Origin of the sequence: Lelliottia sp. RWM.1 (assembly GCF_016859735.1) — a bacterium.
Classification (GTDB): domain Bacteria; phylum Pseudomonadota; class Gammaproteobacteria; order Enterobacterales; family Enterobacteriaceae; genus Enterobacter.
This window is the reverse complement of record NZ_WLVC01000084.1, coordinates 1-6,553: the sequence shown is the minus strand read 5'-3', so window position 1 is coordinate 6,553 and position 6,553 is coordinate 1. Positions and strand designations below refer to the sequence as shown.

General features: G+C 43.0%; 5 protein-coding genes and 1 pseudogene. 5 read left to right on the top strand and 1 reads right to left on the bottom strand.

All coding sequences use genetic code 11. The annotated features are described in order from the left end of the window. Window positions 1-277: 277 nt before the first annotated feature. The 4 genes from GF617_RS26085 (at window position 278) to GF617_RS26070 (ending at window position 5,626) form a co-directional block, all read left to right on the top strand. Window positions 278-1,243, top strand: a complete 966-nt coding sequence (locus GF617_RS26085; RefSeq protein ID WP_045332106.1) for a LacI family DNA-binding transcriptional regulator — start codon at window positions 278-280, stop codon at window positions 1,241-1,243. Between the two features lie 68 nt (window positions 1,244-1,311). Further along, window positions 1,312-3,045 carry an alpha-glucosidase gene (locus GF617_RS26080; protein ID WP_114385764.1) on the top strand — a complete coding sequence of 578 codons (1,734 nt, stop codon included), beginning with the start codon at window positions 1,312-1,314 and terminating at the stop codon, window positions 3,043-3,045. A gap of 59 nt (window positions 3,046-3,104) precedes the next feature. Then, window positions 3,105-4,733, top strand: a complete 1,629-nt coding sequence (locus GF617_RS26075; RefSeq protein ID WP_182293784.1) for a PTS transporter subunit IIBC — start codon at window positions 3,105-3,107, stop codon at window positions 4,731-4,733. 86 nt (window positions 4,734-4,819) lie between these two features. Then, window positions 4,820-5,626, top strand: a complete 807-nt coding sequence (locus GF617_RS26070) for an endonuclease/exonuclease/phosphatase family protein (RefSeq protein WP_045332110.1) — start codon at window positions 4,820-4,822, stop codon at window positions 5,624-5,626. A 223-nt stretch (window positions 5,627-5,849) separates the two neighbouring features. Here GF617_RS26070 and GF617_RS26065 read toward each other — a convergent pair. Then, a pseudogene (locus GF617_RS26065) lies at window positions 5,850-6,425 on the bottom strand (IS256 family transposase); the annotation flags it as partial. Between the two features lie 32 nt (window positions 6,426-6,457). On the opposite strand from GF617_RS26065, the gene GF617_RS27335 reads away from it, so the two are divergent. Beyond that, a partial coding sequence (locus tag GF617_RS27335; protein ID WP_047353200.1) for a hypothetical protein occupies window positions 6,458-6,553 on the top strand: 96 nt, incomplete at its 3' end.

Here is a 6,553-nt window from a genome sequence, read left to right as displayed (position 1 = left end):
TGGCTCATGATGTCCCTCTGGGATGCGCTCCGGATGAATATGATGATCTCATATCAGGAACTTGTTCGCACCTTCCCAAGGTATGCTCGCTCCCTGGTCTTGAGTTCAGGTCTAAATCTTGTGAGTGAAAATTAAACACTCATACGTCCACCCAGTTTTATTTACTGTGTTGTTAGCCAATATATTGGATACTATGCCCAAGTGACTCAACTCTGAATTCTGTATCTTGAAGTCACTTGGAGATATGGCAATAGTGCATTATTGAAGGAAATAGGTAATGAGTAAAAAAATGACCATGGCTGAGATTTCAAGGCAGCTTGGAATTTCAACAATGACTGTGTCGCGTTACTTTAATGGCGGTTATGTCTCGGAAGAGAACCGCCTTAAAATTGATGCCATCGTCAAAGAGAGTCATTACACGCCTAATATATTTGCTCGCTCCATTCGTAGCCAATCCAATATTATTGGTTTCATCGCGCCTCGTATTGAGTCATATACGACCAGTTTAGTGATTAAAGGGGCGCTGGCTGCTGCCAATGAATCACAAGTACGAATGCTGTTTCATGCCACAGGGTTTAACCATGAGTCAGAATGCCAAGCTGTGAGAGAGTTTAACGGCTTAAATGCATTGGGCACGATTATTATTGCGTCAAAGCACAGTGTCGAAGAGACTTTTTATCGAACCTTAGACAATGTGGTATTTATTGGCAAAAATACCCCCCACCATTGCTGTTTATATTACCCCGATCATGCAGCGATTAAAGCCCTCGTCTCCCACACCATCACTCAGTTAAAACAGCAGCAGGCACCGCTGGCTGCCGTACATTATATTTATGATGAGCGTATGCTTTCTAGCCGCACTAAGTTGATGCAAGCCACTATTACCGACACCGTCCCTGAGTTGAATTTATCACTACAAGCCCTAGCCAACTCGGAGGACAAAGCTGGCTATCAGGCCGTTCAATTACAGCCTAATCATGTCTACTTTTGTGCCACCGATAATATTGCCATTCGTTTATATCGTCGCGCCAAAGAACAGCAACTCAAGATCGGTCATAACGTATGGATTGTAGGCATGGGTGACTATGACTACAGCGATTTGTTAGTCCCGAGCCTGACGACTGTCGCTTTTAACTACTATCAAGTGGGCTACCAAGCTGTCAAAAAATTGCTCAAGCGCGATTTCAGTTCTGTTGAAGGCACATTCGACATAAAGATGAGAGAAAGCTCACAATTCCTCTGAAATTGTGTTGAGTCCAAATCGGTTCTACTTAACTATATGTGTTAACGATAACGCATATAGTATAACCGATGACACTCGCTCCTAATATGCACTCAAAACCACTCGCGTGGTGGAAGAAAGCAACCGCCTACCAAATTTATCCCCGTAGTTTTTATGATACAAACCAGGACGGTATTGGTGACATCAATGGCATCATTGCTAAGCTCGATTATCTTGCTGATTTGGGCATTGATTTAATATGGATTTGCCCATTCTATGCATCACCTAATGATGATAACGGGTACGATATTAGTGACTATCAAGCGATTCATCCTGACTTTGGAACCCTTGAGGATGTGGATGAACTAATCAGTGCTGCTCATAAACGTGGCATTCGCATTATTATGGATTTAGTGATCAACCACACTAGCGACGAGCACCCATGGTTCATTGAATCTCGAGATAACAAAAATAGCCCTAAGCGCGATTGGTATATTTGGCGTGATGGTTGTGAGCCTACCGCTGAAAAACCGACTTGCGACCCAAACAACTGGGAAAGTATTTTTCATGGCAGTGCATGGGAATATGATAAAAAAACTGCACAGTACTACTTGCACCTATTTTCAAAAAAACAACCTGATCTGAATTGGGAAAATCCTGAAGTTAAACAAACACTATTTAAAATGATTTATTGGTGGTTGGAGCGTGGTATTGATGGCTTCCGTGTGGATGCAATTAGCCATATTCAGAAACAACCAGGTTTACCTTCTTTACCCAATCCAAAGGGTGAAAAGTATGTCTCTTCGTTTGATTATCATATGAATGTGGCAGGGATTGAAAAACATCTGCATGAGTTAAAAGAGCAGGCGTTTGATCCCTTTAACATAGTGACAGTTGGTGAGGCTAATGGGGTGACTGCCGACAATGCATTACTTTGGGTTGCCGAAGCGACCGAACACGATCAAGGCGGTGTTTTCAACATGATTTTTCAGTTTGAACACATGAAGCTATGGTCGGAAGAACAAAGCAACGTGCCTTTAGATCTAGTGGAGTTCAAACGCATTTTATCGCGTTGGCAAGATGCATTAGAAGGTAAAGGCTGGAATGCGCTTTATTTAGAAAACCACGATCAAGCTCGTAGCATTGATACTTTTGCCGACCCTACCTCTAGGTATGCCAGTGCTACCGCGTTAGCGAGTTGTTATTTCTTGATGAAAGGAACTCCGTTTATTTATCAGGGCCAAGAGATTGGTATGGTAAATCATCAGTTTACTTCTCTTGATGAATTTAATGATGTGTCTGCTAGAAATTTAATTCAAAAGCTATCTCAACAAGGTCAAAGCGATGCAGACATCTTAGCCTTGTTAAATCAAGTATCTCGCGACCACAGTCGCTTGCCAATGCAATGGAATGCGCAGGATTTTGCCGGTTTTTCTGAGGTGCAACCTTGGTTCTCCGTCAATCAACAGTACGCAGATATCAATGTTGAGCAACAACAGAATGATCCAAATTCGATTTTGAGTTTCTATAAGCAGCTGATTGCTCTGCGTAAGTCAAATGTAAGTTTAGTGGTTGGCCGCTATCAATTGCTGCTACCTAACGACCCTAATATCTATGCTTATCAACGTGTTGCACAAGATATGACATGGACCATTATTACCAATTTAAGTCCACAAGAGAGCATCGTTGATATCGACCGCATGCAATTAGGCGAGTTAATGCTTGATAATCAGAATATCAACAATGAACACGTTCGCTCAGATTTTATAGCGACGCAAATTGCCCCACCTTATGCTGCGTATATATTTGCAAGAAAGCACTAAATTATATTTATCGCAGGGCCTTGATAAGGCTACCCTGCATTTAAACCAAGGAATCATTTATGAATCAGTTACTATCTTTTGATTTTTGGCAACGATTTGGGAAATCCCTTATCGTTGTTATCGCGGTGATGCCAGCCGCTGGTATCATGATATCACTCGGTAAAGTTGTCGCAATGTATGCCGGTGGTATTGGTGCCATTGAAACACTAGGCGCTATTATGGAAAACATAGGCTGGGGGATCATAGTTAATCTTCACCTATTATTTGCTGTCGCTATTGGTGGATCATGGGCTAAAGAACGTGCAGGAGGAGCATTTGCCGCGCTGATCGCCTTCATCTTAATTAACCGTATCACTGGGGTTATATTAGGCGTGGATAACGCTATGCTCAGTGATCCCGAGGCGGTTGTGATGAGCCTATTTGGTTCTGAGCTACCTGTCTCTCAATTCTTCACTAATATTTTGGGTGCTCCTGCTCTAAATATGGGTGTGTTTATCGGTATTATGTCTGGCTATTTAGGTGCCAACTTATTTAACCGTTATCATGACTTCGCTCGCTTACCTCAGGCATTAGCATTTTTCAACGGTAAGCGTTTTGTACCTTTTGTTGTTATTTTCTATTCGATGATTATTGCGTTTGCTTTATCAATCGTATGGCCTTTAATTCAAGGTGCGCTTAATGATTTTGGTCAATGGATTGCAACCTCTAAAGACACTGCGCCGATCACTGCTCCTTTCTTGTATGGTACGTTAGAGCGCTTATTACTGCCATTTGGTTTACACCACACTTTAACTATTCCAATGAATTACACCGAGTTGGGTGGTACTTATGAGCTTTTAACAGGGGTGAATGCGGGGGCAAGTGTTTATGGTCAAGATCCACTATGGCTTGCTTGGGTTAGCGATTTAAATAATCTTAAATTAAGCGATCCGACAACTTACCAACATCTATTAGATACGGTGCATCCAGCACGTTTTAAAGCGGGCCAAGTTATTATCGCAGCGTCTTCATTGATTGGTATTGGACTTGCGATGTATCACTGTGTTGATAGTGATAAGCGCGCACAATACAAGCCAATGTTTTTATCTGCGTGTCTTGCTGTGTTATTAACCGGTGTGACAGAGCCTATTGAATTCATGTTTATGTTTATTGCTCCTGTTTTGTATGTTGCGCATGCGGTATTAACAGGGATTGCATTTGCGTTGGTCGATGTGATGGACCTACGTATACATGCCTTTGGTTTGATTGAGTTACTCACTCGTATACCTATGATGGTTTCAGCGGGAATCGGTGGTGATTTGGTTCGCTTCGCATTGGTTTCTATTGTTTTCTTTGGTGTTAACTATGGATTATTCCGTGTGCTCATTGTCAAATTTAAATTGCCAACACCGGGCCGTATGGGTAACTACCTCGATGAAAGTTCAGAATCCATGTCAGAAGATGAGAAGATGGACATTATTATTCAGAATTTAGGTGGCCGTGCCAATATTGCTGAGATTGATGCTTGTATGACTCGCTTGCGCATTACAGTTAATGACCCGCAGTTGGTTGCTGAATATGCATTATGGAAGCCGACAGGAGCACTTGGTGCTGTAATTAAAGAACAGGGAGTACAAGTTATTTATGGTCCAGGAGTGGATGTCATTAAATCTAGATTAGTTGAGAAGTTTTCAGCACAACCTGAGTAATTCATTCTCTACCCTAGATAAAATAACCTCGAGAAACGCAGCCTTGAGCTGCGTTTAACTCGCTACAATGAATAAGTGAATAATAAATGAAGTTAATGACGCTAAATACCCATAGTTGGCAAGAAGAGAAACAACTAGAAAAGTTGGATGTGGTAGCGCAAGCCATTATCGAGCAAGGGTGCGATGTCGTTGCATTACAGGAAGTGAATCAACATCAAAATAGCCCGGCTGTTGATGCCAATATATTAACTAATCACACCGTGCTCGCTGATAACTATGGATATTTATTACAGAAAAAACTCATGGAATACGGCTATCACTACCAACTTACATGGGATTTCGTTCATCAAAGTTATGACGTATATCAAGAGGGACTGGCATTCTTGACGCGACTGCCGATTGTCGAGCATGAGGTCATTGACCTAAGTGATAACTATGATGTGAACTTTTGGAAACATAGGCGAGCAGTGCGTATTAAGGTCACTTCTCAACGAGGTGATTTCAATCTTTATAATTGTCATTGCGGCTGGTGGAGTGACTCAGAGAGCTCATTTGAGGACCAGTTCAACAGAATAAAGGCAACATTATCAACAGAGTTGAGCTTTCTATTAGGCGATTTCAACAACCCAAGCCATATACGCAATGAAGGTTATGATTATGTATTACAGTGCGGTTTGATAGATTGTTATGAAATAGCAGAAATAAAAGACTCCGGAACTACTGTAATTAAAAATATTGATGGTTGGGAACAAAATAGCCAAGCGCTACGCATTGATTTGGTTCTTAGTAATCAACCGATGGTGGTAAAGCAGCATCAGGTGATTTTTAATAACGATTTTTATCCGGTTGTATCGGATCACTTTGGGGTTCTGGTGGAAGTAGACATTATTTAATGTTTATTCATAGACTAAACCTTAAGCAATACTGGACTTTTAATTACGTGACTTTGCAATACCTGTAGTTATTCAGGACTTTCTAATTTAGTAAAGGCGCTGACACGTTTTTGTCCCAAAACTGTGTTACAAAATCCACAACACCAAATTTTGAAGAGCCCCTTAGAGAGGGGCTAGTTGAGGGGAGCCGACCCTGTACACGATTCTGTGTAAATGCCTTTTCTCAGAAGTGACCGTCCAGGCGGTCACCGAACTCGATAATAAAGCGGCTCATTGCCATACGCCAGTCCCTCAGCGGCATCGTCCATTTCTGTGAGGCCGCCTGGATTGCCAGCCACACCACCTTTTTCACCGCGTCGTCCGTCGGGAACACCTTACGCTTTTTGATAGCATGCCGGATCACGCTGTTCAGTGATTCTATGGCGTTGGTGGTGTAGATGACTTTGCGGATGTCTGCCGGGTAAGCGAAGAACGTCGCCAGGTTGGCCCAGTTTGCCTGCCAGCTTCGGCTTATCTGCGGATAGCGGCTGTCCCAGGCTGCGGCGAACGCTTCCAGCGCCTGCTGGCCTGCTTCTTCCGTCGGTGCCTGGTAAATCGCTTTCAGGTCGCGGGTGACGGCTTTGTAGTCCTTCCAGGAGACGAACCGCAGGCTGTTGCGCACCATATGCACGATGCACAGCTGGATGCGGGCCTCCGGATACACCGCGTTGATGGCGTCCGGGAAACCTTTCAGGCCGTCAACGCAGGCAATGAGGATATCGTTCAGGCCACGATTCTTCAATTCTGTCAGCACATTCAGGGCTTTGTTGAATAAATCGAACTTTTGCTGAGTTGAAGGATCAGATCACGCATCTTCCCGACAACGCAGACCGTTCCGTGGCAAAGCAAAAGTTCAAAATCACCAACTGGCCCACCTACAATAAAGCC

Bases quoted from the DNA above. Each gene is read 5' to 3' on its own strand.
- GF617_RS26070 (WP_045332110.1), top strand. From the start codon at position 4,820: ATGAAGTTAATGACGCTAAATACCCATAGTTGGCAAGAAGAGAAACAA.
- GF617_RS26075 (WP_182293784.1), top strand. From the start codon at position 3,105: ATGAATCAGTTACTATCTTTTGATTTTTGGCAACGATTTGGGAAATCC.
- GF617_RS26085 (WP_045332106.1), top strand. From the start codon at position 278: ATGAGTAAAAAAATGACCATGGCTGAGATTTCAAGGCAGCTTGGAATT.
- GF617_RS26080 (WP_114385764.1), top strand. From the start codon at position 1,312: ATGACACTCGCTCCTAATATGCACTCAAAACCACTCGCGTGGTGGAAG.